We start from the raw sequence: 25,863 nt of genomic DNA on the forward strand, positions 1-25,863 counted from the left end.
GTGACGTCGTGCCCGTAAGCCCGGACGAAGTGCCGTAGTCCTCGACGGTGATGCCGGCCAAGGTGAAAGCTTTCACAGCTGTGGAAGTCAGGCATCAGCTCGGCACCGGCCGGGTCGAGTCCGACGCGGCGGCTGGCCATGTCGAGCGTGGCCCACGCGGACGCCTCGGCGTTGCTGGTTTGGGTCATGCCTTCCAGGCCCGGCCGGTAAGGGCCGGGCCTGGGTGGGTGTGGTCGGTGGTCAGCCGACGGCGTACGCGCGGATGATCGTCTGGGTCAGTCCGATGCCCGCCGTGCCGGTCACCACCGCGCGGAGCGAAACGAATCCGGCCGTGCTCGGGTTCGGTACCGTGGCGGACCAGCCCGAGCCGGTGCGGACGACCGGGATCCTGCGCCAGTTCGCGCCGTCGTCGACGGACATCTCCAGCCGGACCGACTCCGCCTCCACCGGCGCGGACCCGGGGTTGCGCTCGATCCGGACGGGCAGGCGAGTCACGCTGCCCGGCTTGGCACGGTTCGAGTCATCCAGGCCCACGGGGCTGTACCGGACCGCGGTCAGCGGCAGCGGCTGCTCCTTGGCGGTGGGCGCGGACGGGAACGTCCACACCGATTCCACGCCGGTGGACAGCGTCGAGTGCGGGACCTGCCTGCGCATCGACGCGGTCAGCGTGTACGAGCCGCGCCCGGAGGCAAGGTCGGCGCGCAGCTCGCACCCTTGCGGCTCGTAGATCGAGCAGCTGGCGAGGTCGGCGGTGGTCAGCACCTTCCCGTCCTTGGTGAGGGTGGCGGTGCCGGTGGCGGCGGTGTCCGACCCCGTCCTTCCCGCTCCCCCGTCGGAGAACAGCCCCACCCCGGAGAAGGTCAGCTTGTCGCCGGTACGGTTGCCGCCCGGCAGCAGGAACGACGGCCCGATGACCGCGGCGTTCCAGACCTCGCTGGTTTCGCCGCGCTTGGCGAGCCGGCCGCCGTCGAACATCAGCGAGGTGCCGACCTCGAGCCCGCTCTCGTAGGTCAGCCCGGGGGTGCGGTAGCGGATGAGCGTACCGGGCAGGGTGATGTCGCCGACCAGCGGTATCAGGGCCGAGCCGGGGAAATCAGGGTCACGCAGTCCGGCCATCGGCGTGCCCGTGGCCGCCGCTCCTGAGGCCCGGTAGGTCGCGGTGACCTTCGCCAAATCCTTCTGCCTGGCGTTGTAGACAGGATCCTCGGGAAGGCCGTCGGTGCGACGGTCGACGAGGTTGTAGACGTACGGGCTGGGAGAGGCGTCCTTACTGAGCCACCTGGTCTCCAGACCGTAAATCAGACCTGCCCGGCGGCTGGGAACGACGAAGAGTGAGGTGTTGACGTCGCCACTGATCGACCACCAGGAGTTCCATGCGCCGTGTGTCACCCCGAGGGCGTACTCGAGCTGAAGTTCGGCGCTCGGATCGTCAAGCGTGACCTTGGCCACCTTGCCCTGGCGCGCGTCCACCGTCAGCTTCTGGTCGCCGCCGTCGATCTTCAGCGCGGGGTCGGCGATCGTCATGAGCCGCTTCCCGTCGATCTTCTCCGCGATCTCGGTGTAGACGTTCCAGTCGCCCTCGGGCAGTCGTATCTTGGCCACGCCACCCGGAAGGCCGCCTGGTGGACGGTGCCGGTCTTCGCGTCGTAGATCTCGCTGCGCATGGGGTTGATCGGCTGGCCCTGCTTGCCGATGACGGTGAGCGTGACGTTATAGGACTCGGGCTCGACGTAGGCGCCGGCCAGCGTGCGGACCACCGTCTCGCCCGATCTGGCGGTGACCGTTCCCGGGTAGTCGCCCGGCGCCTTGCCGCCGGCGTCGATGGTGAGCGTGATCGAGGCCTCGCCCTTGGCCGGGACCGTGACCTGATCGGCCGGCAGCTTCAGCACTTCACCCTGCGCCGACAGGTCCAGGGTGACCGGAGCGTCGCTCGCGTTGGCGTACGTGATCGTTTTGGTCGTCACCCGCTCGCCGGCGGCCTTCCACGGGAAGGCCGCCCAGAGGTTGCCCGGCGCGGCCACGACCTGCTGCTTCAGCACGCGTACCAGGTCGATCAGCCCGGCTCCCTGCTGATAGAGCGTCGGGCCCTCGGCGGGCGCGGCGCTGCCGGTCAGCGCGGCCTTGAGCTGCGCGCCCGTCCACTCCGGATGACGCTGGGCCAGGATCGCCGCCGCCCCCGCCACGTGCGGGCTGGCCATCGAGGTGCCGCTGAGCGGCCGGTGGAGGCCGTCGGCGGTGCCCGCGGCGGCCGCGGCCACGATGCCCACGCCCGGCGCGGTCACGTCGGGTTTGATCGCGTGGTCGCTCACGCGCGGCCCCGGGCTGGAGAACGCGGCCAGGAGGCCCTGTTTGTCCACCGCGCCCACGGTCAGCGCCGCCTCAGCACTACCGGGGCTGAGCACCCTGCCGTCAGCGCCGTCGTTCCCCGCCGCCGCGACGAACAGCGTGCCGGTCCGCCCCGACAGCGTGTTGACCGCCTGCTCCAGCGGGTCCAGATCGGGGCCGTCCGGGTCGCCGAAGCTCATGTTGACGACCTTGGCCTTGAGCTCGACGGCCGCCCACTCCATGCCGGCGAGGATGGCCGAATCGGTCGGACCCGCGGCGCCGCCCACCTTCCCGATGGCCAGCGTCGCCTCCGGCGCCACTCCCCGATACTTCTCATTCCTGCCCGCCACGATCGAGGCGACATGGGTGCCGTGGCCGTTGGTGTCGCGGATGTCGGGTTCGTCGCTGAAGTTGCGTTCCTGCGCCACCGCGTCCTTCAGGTCCGGATGGTCAGGGTCGTAGCCGGAGTCGAGGACCGCGACGGTGACGCCCTTGCCCGTCATGCCCTGCTGCCACGCCTGCGGGGCGCCGATCTGCTTGACGCTCTCATCCAGCGAGAACGACCTGCGGCCGTCCAGCCACAGCTTGGTACGCCCCGCTGCCAGGGCGCGGGCGCCGCCGCCCGTCAGGTCCTTCCAGGTCTGGGCGGCGTTCGCCTTCGGCACGCGCGACGCGCTCATTCCGAGGCTGGACAACTGCCGGACCCGCTGGGCGCCCTGCGGTGCGACGGCCGGTCCGGCGGTCTCTTGAGAGATCACGGGGATGTCGGGGGTGTCGGCGTCGCCGTACTTCCAGGCCAGGAGCTGGGTGACGTCGAACAGCCGGCGGTCCAGCACGCCCCGGGCGATCAGCGGCGTGGCGTCGGCGGGTATCACGTACAGGTGGCCTCCGAGCACCTGACTCGTGAAGTCCGCCTGCCTGCCGGGACCGGGCTCCACGCGGTGCCCCCGCCCGGTGACCACGACCCGGTCGCCGGTGATCAGGGTCACCCCGTTCTCCTGTTGAGGTGGGGCCTGCGGGGCCGACGCCGGTGTGGCGCTGATTGCTCCTGCCGCGAGCGCGGCGATGAGCGACTTGCCTAAAGTCACGATCTACCTCATAGACGTAGGAGAGTGATCTTCCTCTCCTGTCTTCGCCGAAGACCGCATTCGTCTTCCCGGCCGCCACATTTCGTCGTCGCCCTGGCGCGATGCGCGTCCTGACCAGGGCCGGCTGCCGGATCCCGGACGACGCGGTGATCGGCATCGACGACATCGAGGAGGGCCAGTACAGCACCCCCAGCCTCACCAGGATCGCCCCGGACAAGGCGGAGATCGCCCGCAGAGCGGTGGACATCCTCCTCCAGCCGATCAACAGCGCGGCCACTACCTCGTTGGAGACCGTCGTCCCCACTGCCTCATCGTCCGGGAGAGCACCGGGAGCTGACCGCGCTTTGCCAGGCGGCCCGGGGTGACGCCCTGGCTGGCGAACTAGTCCTCCCCGATCATCGAGCGAAAGTCCTCCTCTCCCTCCTCGGCGGCACGTGGATCGGCAACGTAGTGGACGCTGACGACGGCCAGATGATGCTGCTCGATCTGGAGTGCTCCTCGCCCTCGAGGTGTCGGCGATCACGTGTTCCATGCTCGTCTTGTGGCCAGATCCTCTTTGCAAGGGAGGTGTGAGTTGGTGATACTCGTGATGGGCTTTCCTGGTCGTGTGCTTCGGAACCTGAAGTGCTCATGCGACGCGCCAGGTGTTCCGAAGGAGATATGGCCCTGTATGTTGCTTGATGGGTGAATTGTTAGTGAATGGTTTCTGGTCTTGAGAGGCGCATTGCCTGATCAGATGCCGTGGCGGTCGCCCTTCCGGGCGGCCGAGCATCGCAACGAGCTGACCGCGCGCACCAAGCTCGCCGCCGGCTGGTGGCGGTCGCCCTTCCGGGCGGCCGAGCATCGCAACTCCATGTGGGCTGGGCAACGGCACTTGGCCTCGTTGCGTGGCGGTCACCCTTCCGGGTGGCCGAGCATCGCAACGTCCTGTTCGGCACGACCGGCGCGGGCAAGAGCAAGTGGCGGTCACCCTTCCGGGTGGCCGAGCATCGCAACATCGGGGTCTATGTCCTCGTCAGCATCGAGTTCGAGTGCCGGCGGCCCGCCGACTACTCGGTGACGAGCTCGACCACCACCTTGTAGGGGCTGGCCCACGGACCCGATCCCTACCCGCGGTCACCTGCATCCGCAGACTCTGACCCGCGTCTGCGGTCAGGACCCACCGTCCGGGTGAAGACCCGCGTCTGCGGTGAGGACGTACGCGCCCACGGTGAGGACCTACGCGTCCGCGTGAGGCCCCACGCGTCCGCCTGAGGCCCCACGCGTCCGCGTGAGGCCTGGGTGGTCAGCTCGCGGCGGTCCAGCCGCCTGCGCGCTGGCGGCCCAGGGCCGTTGCACGCTCTCTTCCTTTGTTTGGCTGGCATCTAAACTAATCAGCGACCGTTGACGTTTGTTCGTTGGGACGGAAAACTAACTCGCGAGCCTGTGCCGGTCAGTTGAAGGAGCTTTCATGCCCTACCGCCCGCCTTTGGTCGCGCACGAGTACTTCGTCGCCGACCCACCGGAGCTGCCGGTCCGTACGCGTGGCGAACAGGGCCTGTCCGCGTTGACCGCCGCCGAGCCGGTGGCGGTGGACGACTCGGGGGTGACGCTGAAGGGTGTGACCTCGGCCGAGGAGAGCCTGGTCGTGCAGGTGCGGGTGGCGGGGGAGGGGGTGATCCGGGTCCGGCTCGGCCAGGACGTGGACGCCCGCGCCCGCTCGGCCCGGGCGATCTCCCTGGTGACCCCGGGCACGTACGCGGGGGCCCGGGTGGAGAGCCGGTCCGGCGGGCTGACCATCGACGCGGGCTCGTTGCGCGCGGAGATCACTCTGGACCCGTGGCGGCTGCGGTTCACCGACGCGGCCGGCGCCACGCTGGTGGAGCAGGACCGGGGGCACACCGACATCAGCGGGCGGATGCGCACGCTGCCGTTCGGGCGCTCCCACGCCGACGGTGTCACGGTGGCCTACCACGAGAGCTTCGCCGCGCCGGCCGACGAGGCGTTCACCGGGTTCGGGGAGTCGTTCACCCCGTTGGACAAGCGCGGCCAGCGGCCCGTCATGTGGAACTTCGACGCCTTCGGCGCCGAGTCGCAGCGCGCCTACAAGAACGTGCCCTTCTACCAGTCGAGCAGGGGATACGGCATCGTCGTCGACAGCGGGGCGCCGACGGAGTTCGACGTCTGCCAGTCCACGCACAGCGTCGTGCAGATCGTCGTCCCCGACGACCTGATCGACTACTACGTGCTCGCCGGGCCGACGCCGCCGGAGATCCTCGACCGCTATGACCGGCTGACCTGCCGCCCGGCGCTGCCGCCGAAGTGGGCGTTCGGCACCTGGATCTCCTCGGGCTTCTTCGTGGACAGCCAGGAGCGGGTCATGACGCGGGCGCGGAAGATCCGCGAGCGCGGCATCCCGTGCGACGTGCTGCACCTGGACACCTACTGGCAGACCGACGGCCACTGGTCCGACATGCGCTGGGACGAGGCCCGCTTCCCGGACCCCGCCGGGATGCTCGAAGAGCTCAACGGGATGGGCTTCAAGGTCTGCCTCTGGATGAACCCCTACATCTCCCACCTGAGCCCCGCCTTCGCCCCCGCCGCCGAAGCCGGATATTTCCTGAAAAATCCTGACGGCGAGGCGTACGTCGCCGACTGCTGGCACGGCTCCTACCCGGCCTGCGGCATCGTCGACTTCACCAACCCGGCCGCCGCCGCATGGTTCAAAAACCTCCTCCGCCCCCTGCTCCAGCAGGGCGTCCAGGCGTTCAAGACCGACTTCGCCGAGGGCGTGCCGCACGACGCGACGGCCTTCAACGGCATGACCGGCACCGACCTGCACAACGTCTACACGCTGCTGTTCAACGACGCCGTCGTCGAGGTGACCCGCGAGATCAACGGGCACGGCCTGGTCTGGGCCCGCTCGTCGTTCCTGGGTGGGCAGCGGCACTCGGCCCAGTGGGGCGGCGACACCTTCACCAGCTACCCGGCGATGGGCAGCACGCTGCGCGGCGGCCTGGCCCACGGCCTGTCGGGCGTGCCGTTCTGGAGTCACGACGCGGGCGGCTTCACCGGCCGCCCGGCCGACGACCTCTACGTCCGCTGGACCCAGTTCGGCGCGCTCTCCCCGCTGCTGCGGCTGCACGGCACCACCAGCCGGGAGCCGTGGGAGTTCCCCGCGGTGGAGGCCGAGGCGGTGGCCGCGCTGCGGCTGCGGTACCGGCTCATGCCCTACCTCTACTCGGCGGCTGTGGAGGCCGCGCGGACCGGCGCGCCGATGATGCGGGCGCTGTGCGTCGACCATCCGGGCGACCCCGTCGCTTGGCAGGCCGATCTGGAGTATCTGCTCGGCCGTGACCTGCTGGTCGCGCCCATGACCGCGCCCGACGGCACTCGGCAGGTGTACCTGCCCGAGGGCCGGTGGGTCGACTACTGGACCGGGGAGCTGCTGGAGGGCGGGCGCTACCGCGTCGTCTCCGCGCCGCTGGATCGGATCCCGCTGTTCGTCCGGTACGGCGCGCTGATCCCCGTCACCGCGCCGGGGGACACCGTGGACGTCCCCTCGGAGATCACCCTTGTCGCCTTCGGGGGCGGCGACAGTCGTACCACCGTCCACGATCTCGACGGCGAGACCGTCGTCGACGCCACCCGCGACGGCGACACCCTGCACGTCACCGTCACCGGGCCGAAGCGGATCGCCGGGGTCGAGTTCGCCCCCGTGGCGGGCGCCCCGGTCCGGGCGGTCATCACCCCCCAGGAGACACCATGATCAAGCTGAGAAGTGCCGCGGCGGCGCTCGCCGTCGCGGCCTTGACCCTGACGGCCTGCGGCTCCAACGCGGACAAGCAGCAGCCCGCCGCGAGCGGCCAGCCGCGCGTGCTCAAGCTGTGGCACTACGAGAGCGCCGACGGCGCGATGGGTAAAGCCTGGGCGGCGGCGATCAAGAAGTTCGAGTCGACCCACCCGGGCGTGACGGTGAAGTTCGAGGAGAAGGGCTTCGAGCAGATCCAGAAGACGGCCAGCATGGTGCTCAACTCCGACGAGGCGCCCGACATCATGGAGTACAACAAGGGCAACGCCACCGCCGGACTGCTGTCGAAGCAGGGCCTGCTGACGGACCTGTCGGAGCAGGCGACGAAGCGCGGCTGGGACAAACTGCTCTCCGCCAGCCTGCAGACCACCGCCAAATATGACGACCGGGGCATCATGGGCTCAGGCAAGTGGTTCGGCGTGCCGAACTACGGCGAGTACGTGATGGTCTACTACAACAAGGACCTGTTCGAGAAGAACGGCGTCACGGTGCCGACGACGTTCGAGGAGTTCACCGCCGCGCTCGACAAGTTCGCCAAGGCCGGCGTCACGCCGATCTCCACCGCCGGCGCCGAGTACCCGGCCCAGCAGATCTTCTACCTGCTCGCGCTGAGCAAGGCCAACCGGGCCTGGGTCGACTCCTATGAGCTCTACAAAGGCAAGGTCGACTTCCATGGTCCCGAGTTCACCTACGCCGCCGACACCATGGTCGACTGGGTGAAGAAGGGCTACATCGCCAAGGACTCGGCCGGGATCAAGGCCGAGGACATGGCCACCGCGTTCATGGGCGGCAAGTTCCCGATCATGGTGTCCGGAAGCTGGTGGTACGGCCGGTTCCAGACGGAGATCAAGAAGTTCCAGTGGGGCTCGTTCCTGTGGCCCGGCAACCAGCTCGCCCCCGGCTCCAGCGGCAACATCTGGGTCGTCCCCGAGAAGTCCAAGAACAAGGACCTGGCCTACGACTTCATTGACATCACGATGAGCAAGGAGATCCAGAACCTGCTCGGCAACTCCGGCGGCGTCCCGGTCGCGGCCGACCCCGCCGCCATCACCGACCCCAAGAGCAAGGAGCTCATCGACAACTTCAACAAGCTGACCTCGCAGGACCAGCTCGCCTTCTACCCCGACTGGCCCGCCCCCGGCTACTACGACGTCCTCGTCGCCGGCGTCCAGAACCTCATCAACGGCAGCAAGCCCCCGGCCAAGGTGCTCGACGAGATCGCCCAGCCGTACACCGAGAACCTCGCCGACCTTGGCAACTAGAACCTTGGCAACTAGAGCGGCACGCGGCTACTGGCCGTACCTGATCCCCAGCGCGGTGCTGTTCACCGCGGTCATCGTCGTGCCGTTCGTGATGAACGTCGCGACGAGCTTCACCCGCTGGTCAGGGGTGGGCACACCCACCTGGATCGGTGCGGACAACTACGTCCGGCTGTTCCACGATGAGCGGTTCTGGACGTCGTTCGCCAACAACGTGGCGCTGATCGTCGCGATGGCGATCGTCCCCACGGTGCTCGGCCTGGTGCTGGCCGCCGCGTTGTTCGACTACATCGGCAAGAGGTTCGGTCCCCGCACGGCCTCGGCCCTGCGGGCGGCCTACTACCTGCCGCAGGTGCTGCCCGTCGCGGTGGCCGGGGTGGTGTGGGGCTGGATGCTCCACCCGACCTACGGCGCGGTGAACCAGATCTTCGGGCTGAAGGTCAACTGGCTCGGCGATCCGGACTTCGCGCTGGCCACCGTGATGGCGGTGATGGTGTGGTTCCAGCTCGGCTACCCGGTCGTCATCTTCATGGCCGGGTTGCAGCGGGCCGACCCGGCCCTGCACGAGGCGGCGGAGATCGACGGGGCCTCGTGGTGGCGCAGGTTCTGGCACATCACGATCCCGCAGATCCGTCCTGAGATCTTCGTCGTGCTGCTGACCTGCACGATCGCCGCGCTCAAGGTGTTCGGGCCGATCTTCGTGCTCACCAGGGGCGGGCCGGCCAATGCCACGATGGTGCCCTCGTACTTCTCGTATCTGAACTTCTTCCAGAAGTCCAACGTCGGGTACGGCTCGGCCATCGCCACCATCCTGGCGCTGATCATCGTCGTGGTGACCTTCGCCTTCCTGCGGGTCCAGGAGCGAGAGTCGTGAGACGCTACCCGATCCTGGCCGCGATGACGGTGCTCGCCGTCGTCATGCTGTTCCCGTTCGTCATCGTCACGTTCAACGCCTTCAAGACGCCCGCCGAGTATTCGGCGGGCAGCCCGCTGAGCCCGCCGCAGGGCCTGAACCTCGACGGGATCATCGCGTTCTGGACCCGGGTCGACTTCGGCGAGAAGCTGCTGAACAGCCTCGTGATCAGTGGCTCCGTCGCGGTGCTCGCCGTGGTGCTGTCGGTGCTCAACGCCTACGCCCTCGGCATCGGCCGGGTCCGGGGGCGGCTCTGGATCCTCGTGCTGTTCCTGGTGGCCAACACGCTGCCGCAGGAGGCGCTGGCCTACCCGCTCTACTACCTGGCCAAGGCGGCAGGCCTGTACGACTCCAAGCTGGCGGTGATCATCGTGTTCACCGTCATCCAGGCCGCCTTCGGCACCTACCTGCTCAGCGCCGTCCTCGGCGAGTTCCCCCGGGAGATCCTCGAGGCGGCGCGGATGGACGGCGCCGGGCGGTTCCTGGCGCTGTGGCGGATCGTCGTGCCGATCAGCAGGCCCACGCTGTCGGTCCTGGTGATCTTCTTCTTCATCTGGACCTGGAACGAGTTCTTCCTTCCGCTCATCTTCCTGGTCTCCAACGACACCCAGACGGTCCCCGTCGCCCTCGGCGTGCTGCAGGGCGAGAAGTACATGGACGCCACCATGTCCAGCGCCTCGGCGCTGCTCGGCATCGTCCCGGCCGTCGCGTTCTTCCTCATCTTCCAGCGGACGCTGACCCGGGGCATCACGGTCGGCGCCATCAAGTAGGAGCTTCCGAATGAAGCGAGTCCTAGCGGCCGTCTTACTGGCGGTCACCATGGGCGCGGCGCCCGTCAACGCGGCGTCCGTCCATGCCATGGAGGTCCTGCCGTACCAGAACCCGGCCCTGCCGCTCGACCAGCGCGTCGGCGACCTGCTGGGCCGGCTCACCCTCGACGAGAAGATCTCGCTGCTGCACCAGTCGCAGCGGGCGATCCCCAGGCTCGGCATCCCGTACTTCAAGGCCGGGACCGAGGCGTTGCACGGCGTCGCCTGGTCCAACGACCACAACGACGCCTGGAACCAGAAGCTGGCCAGCGGCACGGTCTTCCCGCAGGCCGTCGGCCTGGCCAGCACCTGGGATCCGGAGCTGATCAAGCGGGTCGGCTCGGCCGTGGGCGACGAGGTGCGCGGCTACAACGCGATCGACCCGGTCCTGTGGGGCACCCAGGTGTGGGCGCCGGTGGTCAACCTGCTGCGCGACCCGCGCTGGGGGCGCAACGAGGAGGGCTACTCGGAGGACCCGCTGCTGACCGGCGCCATCTCCACCGCCTACGGCAAGGGCCTGTCCGGCGACGACCCCGTCTACCTCAAGACCGCGCCGGTGCTCAAGCACTACCTGGCCAACAACAACGAGTACCTGCGCGGCCTCACCTCCTCCAACCTGCGGCCCCGGGTCAAGCACGAGTACGACGAGGCCGCCTTCAAGCCGGCCATCTCCGCCGACGCCGCCACCGGCGTGATGGCCTCCTACAACCTGGTCAACGGGCGGCCGAACACCGTCAACCCCGACCTCGACGAGGTCGTGCGCTCGTGGACGGCCAAGGACCTCTACAACGTGAGCGACGCCTGGGCGCCCGACGCGCTCCAGGAGTACGAGCACTACTACGACACCAAGCCCGAGGCCGTCGCCGCGACGCTCAAGGCCGGGCTCGACAGCTTCACGGTCAACGGCGACGACCCCGCGCCCATGACCGCGAACCTGACCGCCGCCCTCTCCCAGGGGCTGATCACCGTGGCCGACATCGACCAGGCCGTGCGGCACACGCTGTCGATCAGGATCCGGCTCGGCCAGCTCGACCCGGACGGCGGGCCGTACGCGAAGATCACCAAGGACGTGATCAACTCGGCGGCGAACCAGCGGCTCAACAGGGAGACCGCGGGCAAGGCGATGGTCCTGCTCAAGAACTCCGGCAGGACGCTGCCGCTCTCGCCCGGCCTGAAGAAGGTCGCGGTGCTCGGGCCGCTGCAGAACACCCTGTTCAGCGACTGGTACGGCGGCACCATGCCGTACCAGGTCACCCCGCTCGACGGCATCAAGGAGCGGCTCGGCGCGAACGCGGCGGTGACCGGCGCCGACGCGCTGGACCGGATCGCGCTCAAGGACCTGGCCACCGGCAAGTACGTCACCGCGACCGGCACCACGGGCCAGAACGTCGTCGTGTCCGACACCGCGCCCGGCGGCGCCTCGACCTGGGACCAGACCGACTGGACCGGAGACGTCTCGACCCTGCGCAACGTGGGCAACGGCAAGCTGCTCACCGGCAACTTCGGGCCGTACGTCACCAACTCCGACGTCCCGGGCGGTTGGTTCGTCCAGCAGCAGTTCCGGATGGAGCGCCAGGCGGACGGCACGTACCTGATCCAGTACGTCGGCTACGAGGTCAACGAGGGCTGGTGGCCCTTCCCCGAGCACTACGTGACCGTCGGCGCGGACGGCACGCTCGGCACCGGGACGAAGGCCGCCGCGGCGCACTTCGCCAGGGAGGTCGTCCAGAGCGGCGCCGAGAGCGCGGCGGCGGCGGCCAAGGGCGCCGACGCGGCGGTGGTCGTGGTCGGCAGCAACCCGTTCGTCTACGGCCGCGAGAACCACGACCGCGCGAGCCTCGCGCTCGGCCAGGGACAGCAGGAGCTGATCAAGGCCGTGCGGGCGGCCAACCCCAACACCGTGGTCGTCCTGGAGGACAGCTACCCCACCACGATGAACGTGGACACCCCGTCCCTGCTCTGGACCACCCACGCGGGCGCCGAGACCGGGCACGCGCTCGCCGACGTGCTCTTCGGCGACCGCGACCCGGGCGGCCGGCTGACCCAGACCTGGTACCGGTCCGACGACCTGCCGGACATCCTGAATTACGACATCACCAAGACCGGGATGACCTACCTCTACCACCGGGGCGACCCGCTCTACGCCTTCGGCCACGGGCTCAGCTACACCACCTTCGGCTACCAGGGCCTGAAGGTGACCCCGCGCGGCGACTCCTACGACGTCACCGTCAAGGTCACCAACACCGGGTCGCGGGCCGGTGACGAGGTCGTCCAGCTCTACACCCACCAGCAGAGCTCGCGCGTGACCCAGCCGGTCAAGCAGTTGCGCGGCTTCACCCGCGTCTCGCTGCGGCCCGGCGAGAGCCGGACGGTGAAGCTGACCGTCAAGAAGGCCGACCTGGCCCTGTGGGACGTCACCCGCGGCAAATGGGCCGTGGAGAGCGCCACCCATGACGTCCTGGTCGGCTCCTCCTCCTCGGCCATCAGGGCACGCACGACGCTCCAGGTGAGCGGCGAGCGGATCCCGCCCCGCGACCTGACCAGGAGCACCCGGGCGATCGACTTCGACGACTACTCCGGCGTGGACCTGGTCGACACCTCGAAGGTGAGCGGCGAAGCGATCGGGGCGTCCGCGGGCGACTGGCTGAAGTTCGCCGACGCCGACCTCCGCGGCGGGCTCACCGGCATCACCGCGGGCGTGTCCTCGGTGGCGGGCGGCTCCTTCGAGGTCCGCTCGGGCTCCCCGACGGGCGCGCTCCTGGCCACCGTCGCGGTCCCGGCCACGGGCGGCATCTACCAGTACGGAACGGTGTCGGCAGGGCTGTCCGGAGCCGGCGGGATCCGGGACCTCTACGTGGTCTTCAAGGGCGACCTGCGGATCAAGGATCTGGCGCTCACCAAGTAAGTTTGGTTAATAACCAAACTATTGACCTCACTCGGAGGCTGTGTGAGCCTCTGAGTGAGGTTTCGGGGCCTCTACACCATGCGCGCTGGAACGGCGACGGCAGGGTCCTGTACCCGGTCGTGCATGGCGGTCGTCTGCTGCTGTGGGGCGCCTCACGCCCCGGAGAGGGAAACCGCTCATGCGAAGAAGGTTGTTCAGCCTGCTCGCGATGGCCGCCGTCGTCGTGACGATGGTGGTCGTGCGGATGGCGCCGGTCGGCGCCGTCGCCGCGGATCCGTACGCGTTCAAGGGGGTGAAGATCGGCGGCGGCGGCTTCGTCCCCGGCATCATCTTCAACCAGAAGGAAAAGGACCTCATCTACGCGAGGACCGACATCGGCGGCGTCTACCGCTGGGACAAGACCAAGTGGGTGCCGCTGCTCGACTCGATCGGCTGGGACAAGTGGAACTGGGTCGGCGGCGTCAGCGTCGCCACCGACCCCGTCGACCCGAACCGGGTCTACGTCGCCACCGGCATGTACACCAACGACTGGGACCCCAACAACGGCGCGATCCTGCGCTCCACCGACCGGGGCGCCACCTGGGCCGCCACCGAGTTGCCGTTCAAGGGCTTCGGCAACATGCCGGGCCGCGGCATGGGCGAGCGCCTGGTCATCGACCCGAACAAGAACAACATCCTGTTCTACGGCACGGCCAACAAGAACGGCCTGTGGAAGAGCACCGACTACGGCGTCACCTGGGCCAAGGTCACGACCTTCCCGAACGTCGGCAACTTCGCCCAGGACCCGAACGACACCACCTACAACTACAACACGATGACCCAGGGCATCCCCTGGATCACCTTCGACCCGCGCACCGGCTCGGCCGGCACCGCCACCAAGACGATCTACGCCGGGGTGGCGGACAAGGACAACAACGTCTACCGCTCCACCGACGCCGGCGCCACCTGGAGCCGGGTGGCCGGCCAGCCGACCGGCTACATCCCGCACAAGGGCGTGCTCGACGCCGTCAACGGCTACCTCTACCTGGCCACCGGCAACACCGGCGGCCCGTACGTGGGCGAGGACGGCGAGGTGTGGCGCTACGCCACCGCCACCGGCACCTGGACCGAGATCACCCCGACCCCCGACGCCGACCGCTACTACGGCTTCAGCGGCATGACCATCGACCGGCAGAACCCGAGCACGATCATGGTCGCCAGCCAGGTGTCGTGGTGGCCGGACAACATCATGTTCCGCAGCACCGACAGCGGCGCCACCTGGACGCGGATCTGGGACTGGAACGGCTACCCCAACCGGACCTTCCGCTACACCCAGGACGTCTCCTCCCACCCGTGGCTGGCCATGGGCAACCCGCAGCCGCCCGAGATCACCCCCAAGCTCGGCTGGATGACCGAGGCGATGGAGATCGACCCGTTCGACTCCAACCGGCTGCTGTACGGCACCGGCGCCACCGTCTACGGCACCACCAACCTCAAGCAGTGGGATGTCGCCGGCGGCAAGATCACCATCAAGCCGTTCATCGAGGGGCTGGAGGAGACCGCCGTCCTCGACCTGATCAGCCCGCCGTCCGGGGCGCCGCTGCTCTCGGCGGTCGGCGACATCGGCGGCTTCGTGCACAGCAACCTCGACGCCGTGCCGCCGATGATGTACACCCAGCCCAACCACGTCACCACCAGGAGCATGGACTACGCCGAGCTCAGCCCGTCGAACATGGTCCGCGCCGGCGACAATGACACGGCCGGGGTGACCCGCCTCGGGTTCTCCTCCAACGGCGGCGCCAACTGGTGGCAGGCCAGCAGCGAGCCGGGCGGGGTCACCCAGGGCGGCAGCGTCGCGATCTCGGCCAACGCCGGCGCCACGGTGTGGTCGCCCACCGGCGGCGCGGTGAGCCGCTCGACCGACTCGGGCAGCTCGTGGACCGCCTCCACCGGCATCCCGGCCGGCGCGCAGGTGCGCTCCGACCGGGTCAACCCGAACAAGTTCTACGGCTACTCCGCCGGCAAGCTCTACGTCAGCACCAACGCGGGCGCCACCTTCACCCAGTCCGCCGCCACCGGCCTGCCCACCAGCGCCGCCACCGTCAAGTTCAAGGCCGTACCCGGCAAGGAGGGCCACATCTGGCTGGCCGGCGGCTCCCCGTCGACCGGCAAGTACGACCCGGCGGGCACGTACGGCCTGTGGCGCTCGACCGACTCCGGCGCCACCTTCACCCGGCTCGCCAACGTCACCGCGGCCGAGAACGTCGGCTTCGGCAAGGCGGCGCCCGGCGCCTCCTACATGGCGATCTACCTGGTCGGCATGATCGACGGGGTGCACGGGCTGTTCCGCTCCGACGACGCGGGCGCCTCGTGGGTGCGGATCAACGACGCCCAGCATCAGTACGCCAACATGGGCGAGGCGCTCACCGGCGACCCGCGCGTCTACGGCCGCGTCTACTTCGGCACCAACGGCCGCGGCATCATCTACGGCGACCGCACCGGCCCCAACCCGACCCCGACCCCGACGCCCACCCCGACCCCGACCCCGACTCCGACACCCACGCCCACCCCGACACCCACGCCGACGCCCACGGTTCCCGGCAAGGCGTGCGCGGCGACCTACGCGCCCAGCGGCCAGTGGCAGGGCGGCTTCCAGGCCGGGGTGACGGTGCAGAACTCCGGCACCGTGGCCATCACCGGCTGGACGGTCGGCTGGACCTTCCCCAACGGTCAGACCATCACCCAGCTCTGGAACGGCGCCCTCACCCAGACCGGCGCCGCCGTCAAGGTCGCCAACGTGAGCTACAACGGCGCGCTGAACCCGGGCGCGAGCACCACGTTCGGCTTCACCGGCAGTTGGACGGGCAGCAACAACCCGCCCGCCACGGTCACCTGCACGCCGGCCTGACAACGTGGAGAGGGAGGACCCCACCCGGGGTCCTCCCTCGATCAGCCCTTGACGGCCCCGATGATGACGCCCTTGGTGAAGTGCTTCTGCACGAACGGGTAGATCACCAGCACCGGGATCAGCGCCAGCGTCACGATGGCCATCTGGATGGCCAGGCTCGGCGGCAGCGCGTGCCCTCCGATGGCGGTGTCGCCCGTCTGGCCGACGAACATCGACTGCCCCTGCAGGACGAACTGCCGCAGCACCACCTGCAGCGGCCATTTGGTGTTGTCGTTGAGGTAGAGGGTCGCGTTGAAGAAGGCGTTCCAGTAACCGACCGCGTAGAACAGCCCGATCACCGCCGTGACGCCCTTGGACATGGGCAGCACGATCCGCCACAGGATGCGGAACTCGCTCGCCCCGTCGATCCGCGCGCTGTCGGTGACCTCCTCCGGGATGTTCATGAAGAACGCCCGCATGACGACCAGGTTGAACGCGGTGACGGCGGTCGGCAGGATCAGCGCCCAGTACGAGTCGATCAGCCCCAGCGAGCTGACCAGCAGGTAGCTCGGGATCATGCCGGGCCCGAACAGGAACGTCAGCAGCACGAGGAACAGCATCGGCCGGTGCAGCAGCGAACCGGGACGCGACAGCCCGTAGGCCGCCAGGACCGTGACCGACAGGCTGAGCAGGGTCCCGACGACGGTCACCCCGAGGCTGACGGCGATCGACCGGGTCACCACCCCGCCCGCGAACAGTTGCTCGTAGGCGCCGAAGGACAGCTCGCCCGGCACGGTGACCAGGCCACCCGCCTTCGACACCGCCTCCTGCGTGGACAGGCTGGTCAGCACGACCATGTAGATCGGGAACAGCACGGCGGCCACGATGAGGGCCAGCACCAGCCCCTTGACGCTCGCGCCGAGCCGGGTGGGCCGCTCGGCCCAGGCAGGCATAGTCATGATCTTTTGTAGATTCCCTGCTCGCCGAATCGATGGGCGACCTTGTTGGCTATGAGGATCAGGATCAGCCCGGCCACGCCCTTGACCAGGCCGGCCGCGGCGCCGTAGCTCCACTCGCCGGTCAGCAGCGTGCGCCAGTACATGAACGTGTCGAGCACCTCGGCGGCGTCCCGGCCGACGGCGTCGCGCTGCAGGAAGAACTGCTCGAAGCCGACGTTGAGCGCGTCGCCCAGCCGCAGGATCAGCAGCAGCACGAACACCGGGCGCAGGCCGGGCAGCGTGATGTGCCACAGCCGCCGCCAGCGGGAGGCGCCGTCCACGGCGGCGGCCTCGTAGAGATGGGGGTTGATGGCCGCCAGCGCCGCCAGGAAGATGATCGTCCCCCAGCCCGCGTCCTTCCAGACCGTCTCCGCGGTGACCAGCAGAATAAACGTGTCCGGATTTGTCATGATGTCCACGCCCGAGAAGCCGTGGTCGCGCAGGATCTGCGCGAGCAGCCCCGCGCCGCCGAACATCTGCTGGAACAGGGTGACGACCAGGACCCAGGAGAAGAAGTGCGGCATGTACACGATGCCCTGGATGAACAGCCGCAGCCGGGGACGTACGACGCTGTCGAGCAGGATGGCCAGCAGGATCGGTAGCGGGAAGTAGAAGATCAGCTGGAACGTGGTGATCGACAGCGTGTTGATCGTCGCGTCCCAGAAGCTCTCGTCGAACATCAGCCACTGGAAGTTCGACATCCCCACCCACGGGCTGTCCTTGATGCCGACGTAGGGGGAGTAGTCCTGGAAGGCGATCACGTTGCCGAGCAGCGGCACGTAGTGGAACAGCAGCAGCAGCCCGATCGCCGGCACGGTCATGAGCAGCAACTGCCAGTCGCGCCGGAACCGGCTCCGCAGCGAGCCGTGCTTGGCCCGCTCCTGAGCCCTTCTCCGGGTGGTGCCCGGGCGACCGGGTACGGCCGGGCTTCCCGCCGGCCCGGCGTCCGTGGAACGCTCGACCGCGAGGTGGTCAGGCGCGGCCATTGTCCCGCAGGACCTTCATGTAGAACTCGCGTGCCTCGTCGCCGCCGTCGCGCCGCCACTCCGCGGCGATCTGCTTGGCGTCGCTGACCGGCCGGCGACCACGCATGATGTCGGTGAACTTGTCCTCGGTCGGCACCTGCAGGCCCGCGTACTTGGACGGCCGCTGGATCCTGATCCCGTCGAACGGCGTCTTCTCGATGTACTGGAACGAGGTGTTCTGCCACTCGATGTTGGCCTTGGCCGCCTCGGGGAAGGGCCAGTCCACGAACAGGGGGCGCCCGCCCAGGAAGCCGTAGGTGTAGGCGACCTCCTTGCGGCCCAGGTCCGTGGTCTGCGGGATGCCCTTGGCGTCCAGGGTGAAGTGCTTGCCCTTGATCCCGAAGTTGGAGAGCTCGTACTCCTTGGTCCCGTACGGTGCGGCGCACCAGTTGAGGATGGAGAGGATCTCCTCCATCTTCTCCTTCGGCAGCCCCTTCTTGATGAAGGTGAACATGCCCGCCGCGTTGTTGTGGTACATGATCGGCGTGCCGCCATCGTGCGCGAACAGTGGGAAGACGCCCATCGCGAAGTCGGGGTTCTTGCCGGTGTGCTGCTGGAGCAGCTCTTTCCAGCCGCCGAAGCCGTCCCGGTAGATCGTGATCTGGCCGGCGCCGATCAGGTCCTTCTCGTTGGCGCCCTTGCTGCTGGCGACGTTCGGGTGGATGAGCCCCTCGGCGAAGAGCTTGCGCATCCACGCCAGCATCTCCTCGAACTCCGGCGTCTCGTACTTGTTCACCAGCTTGCCGCCCGCGTAGCGCCAGTCCTGCGGGACGCCGAAGATGGGCCAGGCCATCTCGTGGATGTCGCCGAACGCCCAGCGCTTGGCCTTCGCGTCGGTGATCGTCTTGCCGAGCTGGTAGAGCTCGTCGGCGGTCTTGGGGTTCTGGTTCCAGCCGTTCTTCTCGAACAGGTCCTTGCGGTAGAGCAGGCCGTACGGGAAGGGCTCGGTGGGGTAGGGGACCGCCATCAGCTTGCCGTTCCACACCGACCACTCCCATGAGGCGGTCGGCAGGTTGGCCAGCAGCGGGTACGGCTTGACCTTGTCGCCCTGCAGGTACGGCGTGAGGTCCTCGAACGCCTTGTCCACGGCGGTGTTGAAGTCGGCCATCTTGTCGATCTCCCAGCTCGGGAGGGCGAAGATGTCGGGCAGGTCGCCGGAGGCCAGCCGGGCGATCGCCTTGTCGGCGTAGGTGTTGCCGTCGGCGATCTGGAACTCGACCGTCGCGCCGATGTCGGCGTTGACCGCCTGGAAGTAGGAGTTGCTCGACAGCCCGGGCGGCGGCGGCCCCCACAGCGGGGTCATCGCCTTGTAGCTGCCGCCCTTGCCCGCCTTCTGGGTGAGCGCCGCCGTGGGGCTGGCCGGGTAGGTGGTGAAGCCCCCGGCGATGCCGGGCACACCCGGCAGGTTGGAGACCGTGCCGGCCAGGTCGGGCTTGACGCCGGCGAACGCGATGTAGGTCGGCGCCAGCTTGGTCAGCTTGTCCGCGGCCGCCGCGGTCGCGCCGCTCGAGCCGGGCCTGGTTCCGGTCGGGGCCGAGCAGGCGGCGAGTGTGGTGAGACCGGCCAGGCCGAGAAATCCACGGCGAGTCATCGACGGTGTCACGACGCGCTCCCTTTCGTTGGTCGGAGCAGGATGAGGGGTGTCGGAACGGGATGCCTACCGGCTAGAATTAGTTCGTCTAATGACCAAACAAACTAAACCCGAGGCGGCGCTCACCACAAGGTGTGCCGCCGGTCACAGATTGATGTCGGGAGTGAGATGAGATTCCCTGACGGCTCCCTCCGGGGAGCTGCCGCCGCCCACGAGGGCCCGCCCGGCTCTCGCCGATGGCGTGGGAACACCGAGGAACGGCGCACACTGGTACCGCGGCATGACCGCCCGCGACGGCCTGACGGACGGGACTGACTGTGATCACCTCATCGACCGACCCGCAGCCGGCCGACTTCGCCGATGTGCGGGCCACCAACCTGGCCGTCGTGCTGCGCTTCGTCCGCGAGCACGCGCCCTGCTCCCGGGCCGACATCGCGGCCTCCACGGGCCTGAACAAGGCGACCGTGTCGAGCCTGGTCGCCGACCTGATCGACCGCCGGCTCGTCCGGGAGACCGGCCTGACCGAGAACCGGGTGGGGAGGCCGGCCACGATGCTGGTGCTCGACGGCTCGCCGTACGCGGCGATCGGGCTGGAGATCAACGTCGACTACGTGACGGCGGTCGCCGTCGACCTGGCGGGGGAGCGGCTGCTGTCCTGGCGGCGCGCCTTCCCCGGCTCCGTGGCCGCCGTCGCCGCGATCGTCCGGCGGGTGGTCAACCGCATGGCCAAGGAGGACAAGCAGATCCTCGGCCTGACGGTGGCCGTGCCCGGCCTGGTCGACGGGCAGGGCGTCGTGCGGGTGGCGCCCAACCTCGGCTGGCTCGACACCGACGTGAGCGGCGACCTCGCCAAGGCGCTGCGCGATCCCGGCTTCCCCATCCAGGCCGACAACGACGCCAACCTCGGCGCCCTGGCCGAGCACCGGTTCGGCCCCCATGGGGCGGTCTCCGACCTGGTCTACCTCACCGGCGAGATGGGCGTGGGCGCCGGCGTCATCCTCGACGGGCGGCTGCGCCGCGGCGGCCGCGGCTACAGCGGCGAGATCGGCCACATCCAGATCGACCCGCAGGGCCCGGAGTGCCGCTGCGGCCGGATCGGCTGCCTCGAAGCGGTGGCCGGCATCGGCGCGGTGCTGGAGCACGCCTCGCCCTCGCCGGTCGAGGTGGAGCTGGAGATCGAGGAGGTCGTCCGGCGGGCCCGCGCGGGCGACGCCCGCACTCTCGCCCTGCTCGCCGGCGTGGGCCGCGACCTCGGCCGCGGGGTGGCCATCCTGGCCAACCTGCTCAACCCCCAGGTGGTGATCCTCGGGGGCTACTACGTGCCGCTGGCGCCCTGGCTGCTGCCCGCGGTCCAGGCCGAGGTGCGCGACCGCACGATCGCGCCGGAAGCCGGCGGCTGCCAGGTGGTGATGTCGTCCCTCGGCTATGACGCAGCCGCGCTCGGCGGGGCGGCCCGGGTGCTCGACTCCGTCGATTCAGGAAGATTGCCGCGAATCTCTTGACCCCGCTCGCGCACGCGTGCACCCTTCAGAAGAACTCCGTTCGAAACACTCGTGTAACCGGGCGGGGTTTTTCTGGACCGGCTATCGAAGCGCTTCGACAGAGGCGCGCTCCCGCCCGCTAGTCGAAGCGTTTCGACGCTCTCAGAGGATGGCTCCATGAACGAACCGTTCCGCGACCCGGACCTCCCCCTCGCCGAGCGGATCGCCGATCTGCAGGCCCGGCTGACCGTGACCGAGAAGCTCGGACTGCTCCACCAGTACCAGGCGCCGGTCGAACGGCTCGGCGTGGGCGCCTTCCGCACCGGCACTGAGGCCCTGCACGGACTGGCCTGGCTGGGTCCGGCGACGGTGTTCCCGCAGGCCGTGGGGCTGGCCTCGACCTGGGACCCGGAGCTGGTGCGCAGGGTGGGGGAGGCCGCGGGCGAGGAGGTCCTGGCCTTCCATCACAAGGACCCGTCGGGCGCCGGGCGCAACGTGTGGGCCCCCGTGGTCAACCTGCTGCGCGATCCCCGCTGGGGCCGCAACGAGGAGGGCTACTCCGAAGATCCGTTGCTGACCGGGGTCATGGCCACGGCCTACGCGCACGGACTGCGTGGGAGCGCTCCCGTGATGCGGACCGCGCCCACCCTCAAGCACTTCCTCGGCTACAACAACGAGACCTACCGCTGCGTCACCTCCAGCAACCTGCCGCCGCGGGTGCTGCACGAGTACGAGCTGCCCGCCTACCGGCCGGCCCTGGAGAGCGGCGCCGCCGTCGCGGTCATGCCCTCCTACAACCTGGTCAACGGCCGCCCGGCGCACCTCAGCCCGCTGATCGAGCAGGTGCTGCGGGCCTGGGCGCCGGACGACCTCCTCGTGGTCAGCGACGCCTACGCCCCCGGCAACCTCACCGGGCTGCAGGGCTACTACGACAACCCCGCCGAGGCGTACGCGCACGCCGTACGGGCCGGGCTCGACAGCTTCACCCAGGACGACGACCGCGCCGAGGCCACCCTCGGTCACCTGCGCGAGGCGCTGGAGCGCGGCCTGCTGACCGAGGCCGACATCGACACCGCCGTACGGCACACGCTGTCGATCCGCTTCCGGCTCGGCGAGTTCGACCCCGCCACGCCGTACGACGACATCACCGAGGCGGTCGTCAACTGCCCCGAACACCAGGCACTGGCCCGGCGGGCGGCCCGCGGCTCGATCGTGCTGCTGAAGAACGACGGCCTGCTGCCCCTGCGGGCGCCGGCCCGGATCGCGGTGATCGGCCAGCTCGGCGACACCCTGATGGAGGACTGGTACAGCGGCACGCTGCCGTACGAGGTGACCGCCCGCGCCGGTCTGGCCGAACGCGGCGAGACGATCTTCTGCGAGGCCGTCGACCGCGTCACGCTGACCGCCGACGCGGGCCCGGTGGTGGCCGGCCTCGACGGCGGCCCCCTGGGCATCGGCACGCCAGGAGGCCGGTTCGACCTGTTCGACTGGGGCGGCGGGGCGTTCGCGTTCCGCGCGGTCGCGACCGGCCGCTTCCTGTCCGTGGACGACGACGGAGTCCTGGTCAACGACCAGCCCGGCCCGAACGGCTGGGAGGTACGCCAGACCTTCCGGCTGGAACAGCGCACCCGCGGCGCCGTCGTCCTGCGTCACATCTCCACGGGCCGCTACATCGGCCTGGCCGCCGACGGGGTCTTCCGGCTGGTGGACGACGCCGACGCCGCCACCTGGCTGACGGTGGACGTCGTCGAGAGCGGCGCCGCCGCGGCGGCCCGGCTGGCGGCCACCGCGGACGTGGCGGTCGTGGTGGTGGGCGACCACCCGCTGGTCAACGGCCGCGAGACCGAGGACCGTACGGACCTGGCCCTGGCCCCCGCCCAGGACGCGGTCGTCCGGGCGGTACGGGCGGCCAACCCGCGCACGGTCATGGTGATCACCAGCGGCTACCCCGTCACCTGGACGGACCCGGACGTGCCCGCGGTGCTGTGGTCCTCCCACGGCGGCCAGGAGTACGGCCACGCGCTGGCCGACGTGCTGTTCGGCGACGCCGACCCGGAAGGGCGGCTCACCCAGACGTGGTACCGCTCGGCCAGCGAGCTGCCCGACCTGCTCGACTACGACGTCATCGCCACGGACGCCACCTACCTCTACTACCGGGGCACCCCGCTGTACCCGTTCGGCCACGGCCTCAGCTACACGACGTTCGACTACTCCGGCCTGACCGTCGCCGTCGACGGCGAGAGCGTCACCGCCACGGTCACGGTCACGAACACCGGCTCGCGCCCCGGCGCCGAGGTCGTGCAGTTCTACACGCACCAGCGGCGTTCCCGGGTCAAGCAGCCGCTGCGCCGCCTGCGGGGCTTCGAACGGGCGCGCCTCGCGGCCGGTGAGAGCTGCACCGTCACGCTCACCTTCCCCGTACGGGACCTGGCCTTCTGGGACGTCACCCGCGACAGGTTCGCCGTCGAGGACGCGCCGCACCAGCTCATGGTCGGCCGCAGCGCGACCGACCTGCGGCTGAGCGCGGCCTTCCACGTCGCGGGCGAGACCATTCCGCCCAGGAGGGGCGCGCTCCCCGCGGCGGACCACGACGCCTACGACGCGGTCGCCTTCGTCGACGCGGCCAAGGTGTCGGGCGACGCCGTGCGATCCGAGGCCGAGGGGGCGTGGATCCTGTTCCGCGACGTCGAGCTCACCGGGGCCGCCTCGTGCCTGATCGAGGCCGCGAGTACCGAGGGCGGCGTCGTCACGCTCCGGCTGGACGACCTCCTGCACGGCCCCACGCTGGGCGCGATCCCCGTGCCTCCGGCCGGGCGCTACGCTCCGGCGGCCACCTCGGCCGAGCTTGCGGAAGCCTCCGGGGTGCACGATCTTTATGTCGTGTTCGAGAATGTGGGCATCACGCTGGGCAGGCTGGAACTGACCGGCACCGGACGGGCGACCCCCAGATCGGCCGGCGCCGTACGCGCCGACCGGGGACGAGCAGGCAGAGGGCGCATGGACAGAGGCCGAGCCGGCACCGGACGGGCGGCTACGTGACGGACGGCCACACCCAGGACGGGCACGCAACGGGCAGGGCGGTCACCATCGTGGAGGTCGCCCGGCACGCGGGTGTGGCCGTGAGCACGGTCTCCTATGTGCTCAGCGGTAAGCGGGCGATCTCGGCGGACACCCGGCGGCGGGTGCTCGACAGCGTGCGGACGCTCGGCTACCACCCCAACGCCGGCGCCAGGGCGCTGGCCAGCAAGCGGGCCAACGTGATCGCGCTGGTGCTGCCGCTGCGGGCCGGGATGCACGTGCCGGTGCTGATGCGCTTCGCCACCTCGGTTGTCACTGCGGCCCGCCACTTCGACCACGACGTGCTGCTCCTGACCGCCGACGAGGGCCTCGACGGGCTGCGCAGGGCCGCGGCAAGCGCGCTGGTCGACGGCCTGGTGCTGATGGACGTCGAACTCGACGACCCCAGGGTGCCGCTGCTGCGCCGGCTCGCCGAGCCCAGCGTGCTGATCGGCTTCCCCGCCGACTCCGCCGGGGTGACCTGCGTCGACCTCGACTTCGCCGCCGCCGGGGAGCTGTGCGTGGCGCACCTGGCCGAGCGCGGGCACCACGAGGTGGCCCTGCTCGGCGCGCCGTCGGTGGTCTACGAGCGGGGGACCGGGTTCGCCCGCCGCACGCTCGAAGGCTTCACCACCGCTCTGGCCGAGCACGGGCTGGACGGCACGGCGCTGCCGTGTGAGGAGACCTTCGACGAGGTGCACGCCACCGTGAGCGGGCTGCTGGCGGCCCGGCCCGGCCTGTCGGGGCTGGTCGTGCACAACGAGGCGGCCGTCAACCACGTGCTGAGCTCGCTGCGGCAACTGGGCCGCAAGGTGCCGCAGGACCTCGCGGTGGTGGCGATCTGCCCCGACGACATCGCCGAGCCCGCCCGGCTCACCTCGGTGCTGATCCCGGCCGAGGAGGTCGGCAGGGAGGCGGTCGGGCTGCTGATGGAGAAACTGGCGGGCCGCACGGTGCCGCCCGCGACCCTGCTGGTCCCACGCTTGACCGTGCGGGCGAGCACGTGACCGTACGGGCGCACCTGACCGTGCGGGCGGGCACCTGACGGGAACCGTGCGGGCGAGCACCTGACCGTACGCGCGACGAGGCGCCTGGCCGTCGGCTCAGCGGTGGCGCGTGGCGCCCTTCGCCGGGCAGCGGTCCGTCGCCTCGGGGGGGAACAGGGAGACGCTGGAGGGGCGGGGGAGGGGCACGTCCGACGGGCGGGTGCCGTCGAGGAGGAGCGCCAGGTAGCGGCGCCGGTCGGCGTCGTCGTCGGCCTCCCGGTGGACGGTCGTCGCCAGCGCCATCACCACGATCGCCGCCAGATCACGGACCAGCAGGTCGTCGCGGACCAGCCCGCGCTCCCGCGCGGTGGCCAGCACGTCGCCGAGCGGTCCCATGAACCGCTCGGCGATGCCGATCGTGAACGCCCCGGCCTCCTTCGCCGCGGACAGGAGGGCCCGGTGGCCGGCCAGCGTGCCGACCGTGGTCGCCAGCGCGTCGGCCAGCCCCTGCCTGGGGTCGGCGGCCACGCGGGCGGCCTGGACGACCGGCTCGATCTCCTCGGCGAAGTAGGTCTCGAAACAGGCCCGGATCACGCCGTCGCGGTCACCGAAGCGCCGGTAGACGGTGGCGATGCCGACCCCGGCGCGACGGGCGACCTCCTCCAGCGAGACGGTCGTGCCCGACTCGTGCAGGGCCGTGATCGCCGCCCTGACGATCCTGTCGGAGTTACGCAGTGCGTCCGCACGACGTCGCTGCTCTGGCACACGCC

General features: G+C 69.8%; 17 protein-coding genes. 11 read left to right on the forward strand and 6 right to left on the reverse strand.

Annotation, left to right across the window (positions count from 1 at the left end):
- Nucleotides 1–240: 240 nt before the first annotated feature.
- Both KLK06_RS51220 and KLK06_RS51225 read right to left on the reverse strand, forming a co-directional pair.
- Nucleotides 241–1,602, reverse strand: a complete 1,362-nt coding sequence (locus KLK06_RS51220) for a hypothetical protein (RefSeq protein ID WP_214643140.1) — start codon at nucleotides 1,600–1,602, stop codon at nucleotides 241–243.
- Nucleotides 1,521–3,413, reverse strand: a complete 1,893-nt coding sequence (locus KLK06_RS51225) for a S8 family serine peptidase (protein ID WP_214643141.1) — start codon at nucleotides 3,411–3,413, stop codon at nucleotides 1,521–1,523. Before KLK06_RS51225 ends, KLK06_RS51220 begins: the two co-directional genes overlap by 82 nt.
- 101 nt (nucleotides 3,414–3,514) lie before the next feature.
- On the opposite strand from KLK06_RS51225, the gene KLK06_RS51230 reads away from it, so the two are divergent.
- From KLK06_RS51230 to KLK06_RS51265, 8 genes are all read left to right on the forward strand, one after another.
- The gene (locus KLK06_RS51230) at nucleotides 3,515–3,778 is read left to right on the forward strand and encodes a substrate-binding domain-containing protein (RefSeq protein WP_214643142.1); all 264 of its coding nucleotides are present in this window, start codon (nucleotides 3,515–3,517) and stop codon (nucleotides 3,776–3,778) included.
- A gap of 541 nt (nucleotides 3,779–4,319) precedes the next feature.
- Nucleotides 4,320–4,496, forward strand: a complete 177-nt coding sequence (locus KLK06_RS51235) for a hypothetical protein (RefSeq protein WP_214643143.1) — start codon at nucleotides 4,320–4,322, stop codon at nucleotides 4,494–4,496.
- Between the two features lie 367 nt (nucleotides 4,497–4,863).
- Nucleotides 4,864–7,161 carry a TIM-barrel domain-containing protein gene (locus tag KLK06_RS51240; RefSeq protein WP_214643144.1) on the forward strand — a complete coding sequence of 766 codons (2,298 nt, stop codon included), beginning with the start codon at nucleotides 4,864–4,866 and terminating at the stop codon, nucleotides 7,159–7,161.
- Nucleotides 7,158–8,465, forward strand: a complete 1,308-nt coding sequence (locus KLK06_RS51245) for an ABC transporter substrate-binding protein (protein ID WP_214643145.1) — start codon at nucleotides 7,158–7,160, stop codon at nucleotides 8,463–8,465. The genes KLK06_RS51240 and KLK06_RS51245 overlap by 4 nt, the downstream gene beginning before the upstream one ends.
- Nucleotides 8,466–8,469: 4 nt before the next feature.
- Nucleotides 8,470–9,336: a carbohydrate ABC transporter permease gene (locus tag KLK06_RS51250; protein WP_214643146.1), complete on the forward strand. Its 867-nt coding sequence runs from the start codon at nucleotides 8,470–8,472 to the stop codon at nucleotides 9,334–9,336.
- Nucleotides 9,333–10,145 (forward strand): carbohydrate ABC transporter permease, encoded by an 813-nt coding sequence (locus KLK06_RS51255; protein WP_308168838.1) that lies wholly within the window; start codon nucleotides 9,333–9,335, stop codon nucleotides 10,143–10,145. Before KLK06_RS51250 ends, KLK06_RS51255 begins: the two co-directional genes overlap by 4 nt.
- A gap of 10 nt (nucleotides 10,146–10,155) precedes the next feature.
- Nucleotides 10,156–13,089 carry a glycoside hydrolase family 3 protein gene (locus KLK06_RS51260; protein ID WP_214643147.1) on the forward strand — a complete coding sequence of 978 codons (2,934 nt, stop codon included), beginning with the start codon at nucleotides 10,156–10,158 and terminating at the stop codon, nucleotides 13,087–13,089.
- Nucleotides 13,090–13,267: 178 nt separating this feature from the next.
- Entirely contained in the window at nucleotides 13,268–15,976 is a 2,709-nt protein-coding gene (locus tag KLK06_RS51265) for a cellulose binding domain-containing protein (protein WP_214643148.1), read from the forward strand.
- Between the two features lie 41 nt (nucleotides 15,977–16,017).
- Here the strand turns inward: KLK06_RS51265 and KLK06_RS51270 are convergent, their stop codons facing one another.
- Genes KLK06_RS51270 through KLK06_RS51280 form a run of 3 tightly spaced genes read right to left on the reverse strand, consistent with a single transcriptional unit; the run spans nucleotide 16,018 to nucleotide 19,581 of the window.
- Nucleotides 16,018–16,914, reverse strand: a complete 897-nt coding sequence (locus KLK06_RS51270; protein WP_214643149.1) for a carbohydrate ABC transporter permease — start codon at nucleotides 16,912–16,914, stop codon at nucleotides 16,018–16,020.
- On the reverse strand, nucleotides 16,911–17,939 hold the full coding sequence (locus KLK06_RS51275; protein ID WP_214643150.1) for a sugar ABC transporter permease: 1,029 nt from the start codon (nucleotides 17,937–17,939) through the stop codon (nucleotides 16,911–16,913). The genes KLK06_RS51270 and KLK06_RS51275 overlap by 4 nt, the downstream gene beginning before the upstream one ends.
- Nucleotides 17,926–19,581, reverse strand: a complete 1,656-nt coding sequence (locus KLK06_RS51280; protein WP_308168841.1) for an extracellular solute-binding protein — start codon at nucleotides 19,579–19,581, stop codon at nucleotides 17,926–17,928. Before KLK06_RS51280 ends, KLK06_RS51275 begins: the two co-directional genes overlap by 14 nt.
- Nucleotides 19,582–19,886: 305 nt before the next feature.
- On the opposite strand from KLK06_RS51280, the gene KLK06_RS51285 reads away from it, so the two are divergent.
- From KLK06_RS51285 to KLK06_RS51295, 3 genes are all read left to right on the forward strand, one after another.
- Nucleotides 19,887–21,071 carry an ROK family transcriptional regulator gene (locus tag KLK06_RS51285; RefSeq protein ID WP_214643151.1) on the forward strand — a complete coding sequence of 395 codons (1,185 nt, stop codon included), beginning with the start codon at nucleotides 19,887–19,889 and terminating at the stop codon, nucleotides 21,069–21,071.
- A gap of 156 nt (nucleotides 21,072–21,227) precedes the next feature.
- Complete coding sequence (locus KLK06_RS51290; RefSeq protein ID WP_214643152.1) at nucleotides 21,228–24,089, forward strand: glycoside hydrolase family 3 protein; 2,862 nt, start codon at nucleotides 21,228–21,230, stop codon at nucleotides 24,087–24,089.
- On the forward strand, nucleotides 24,086–25,114 hold the full coding sequence (locus KLK06_RS51295; protein ID WP_214643153.1) for a LacI family DNA-binding transcriptional regulator: 1,029 nt from the start codon (nucleotides 24,086–24,088) through the stop codon (nucleotides 25,112–25,114). The genes KLK06_RS51290 and KLK06_RS51295 overlap by 4 nt, the downstream gene beginning before the upstream one ends.
- A gap of 96 nt (nucleotides 25,115–25,210) precedes the next feature.
- Here KLK06_RS51295 and KLK06_RS51300 read toward each other — a convergent pair whose 3' ends face one another.
- Nucleotides 25,211–25,858, reverse strand: coding sequence for a TetR/AcrR family transcriptional regulator (locus KLK06_RS51300; RefSeq protein WP_214643154.1), 648 nt, complete (start codon nucleotides 25,856–25,858; stop codon nucleotides 25,211–25,213).
- Nucleotides 25,859–25,863 lie beyond the last annotated feature (5 nt).

It is taken from the genome of Nonomuraea sp. NEAU-A123 (assembly GCF_018603905.1).
Classification (GTDB): domain Bacteria; phylum Actinomycetota; class Actinomycetes; order Streptosporangiales; family Streptosporangiaceae; genus Nonomuraea.